The organism is Arthrobacter sp. SPT-J7 (genome assembly GCF_059089965.1).
Genome location: NZ_JBNHFF010000407.1, coordinates 1 through 1,593 on the forward strand (window position 1 = coordinate 1; position 1,593 = coordinate 1,593).

A 1,593-nucleotide genomic window follows, 5' to 3' on the forward strand; every position below is an offset into this window, starting at 1 on the left:
CGTTATCGGCGCTCTCGTGGCCGGGCTCGTAGATGCCGTCGTAGACGTGGCGGCCGAGGTGTTCGACGAACCCGCCAAAGATGTTGCGGTTGATCCGTCCGACGGTGAAGTGCGGGTCGAGGGTGAGGCGTGCGTTCTGCATCAAATGACTTTCTGTGCGTACGTATGTGCTTGGAGGCTGGAAGCGGGGCCGGGCTACTTGAGCGAGCCCAGCGACAATCCGCCCTGCCAGTACTTCTGGAGGGAAAGGAAGGCAATGATCAGCGGGATGATTGAGAGGAAGGCGCCCGTGGTGATCAGGTTCCAGAGGGCCTCACCGCCGCTGCCGGCGTTGGACAGGGCCTGCCAGCCGTTAAGCCCGACGGTGACCGGAAGCAGCAGCGGATCGCTGAGGACTGCCAGTGGCAGGAAGAAGTTGTTCCAGGTTCCGACGACGGACAACAGGAGCACTGTCACGATGGCCGGGCGCAGCAGGGGCAGCGCGATCTGGAAGAACGTGCGGATTTCTCCTGCCCCGTCGATCCGCGCGGCGTCCAGTAGTTCGTCTGGCACCGCTTCCTGTGCGAAGACACGCATGAGGTAGACGCCGAACGGGCTGAGGAGCGAAGGCAGGATCACGGCCCAAATTGTGTTCACCAGCCCTACTGAACTCAGCAGCACGAACGTCGGGATGACGAGTGCTGTGAGCGGCACCATCACCGCACCGAGCAGGAGCCCGAAGAACGGTCCCCGGCCACGGAAGTTGTACTTCGCGAAACCGTAGCCCGCAAGCACGGCGAGGATGGTCGCTCCGACGCCTCCTGAGATGGCGTACAGGAACGAGTTTCCGAGCCAGCGCCAGTAGATGCCGTCCTGCCGCTCGAACAGGCCCTGGACGTTGCTGAAGAAATGGAACTCATCATCAAACCAGAGAGGCCCGCCTGAGCCTCCGAAGAGGCCGGCAGTGTCCTTGGTGCTGGCGACGGTCAGCCACCAGATCGGGGTGATGAAGTAGATAACAAGGATGAGCAGGAAAATGTGGGAGCCGATGCGGGGACCGCCGTTGCGGGCCCTGGCGCGGCCTGCGGCGCTGCGGCCTTTCCGGCCGCCCTTCAGCTGGGGGGTATCGGTGACGAGTGCCATGGTTTATTTCAGTCCGCTCTGCTTGCGGGTCAGGAAGAGGAAAAGGAAGGAGAAGGCGAACACGACGATGCCGAGTGCGAAGGAGATGGCGGAAGCATAGTTGAACTGGCTGTAGGAGAAGGCCAGCGAGAAGGCGTACATATTGGGCGTGTACGACGTCGGGATAGCTCCTTGCGCCACCCCCCGGAGCACTTGCGGTTCGGTGAAGAACTGCAGGGTGCCTATGAGGGCGAAAATGACAACCATGACGAGGGAAGACGAGATCATGGGAATCTTGATCCGCCATGCGATTTGCCGGTCAGAGGCGCCGTCAAGGACGGCAGCTTCGTAAATTCCGGGATCGATACCGCGCAGTGCGGCGTAGATGATGATCATGTAGTAGCCGGCCCACTGCCAGGTCACGATATTGACGAGGCTGCCAAAAATGCTGTCCTGTGCCAGGAACTCCGGCGCGGCCATGCCGAAAGCGCC

2 protein-coding genes are annotated in these 1,593 nt (G+C 61.6%); both read right to left on the reverse strand.

The window, feature by feature from the left end:
* Window positions 1–195 precede the first annotated feature (195 nt).
* The gene (locus tag AC5RWX_RS33090) at window positions 196–1,122 is read right to left on the reverse strand and encodes a carbohydrate ABC transporter permease (RefSeq protein ID WP_494100394.1); all 927 of its coding nucleotides are present in this window, start codon (window positions 1,120–1,122) and stop codon (window positions 196–198) included.
* Window positions 1,123–1,125: 3 nt separating this feature from the next.
* A partial coding sequence (locus AC5RWX_RS33095; protein WP_494100395.1) for a carbohydrate ABC transporter permease occupies window positions 1,126–1,593 on the reverse strand: 468 nt, incomplete at its 5' end.

What these genes read in the sequence shown, in the direction of transcription:
- AC5RWX_RS33090 (WP_494100394.1), bottom strand. Translation starts at nt 1,122, where the DNA reads ATGGCACTCGTCACCGATACCCCCCAGCTGAAGGGCGGCCGGAAAGGC.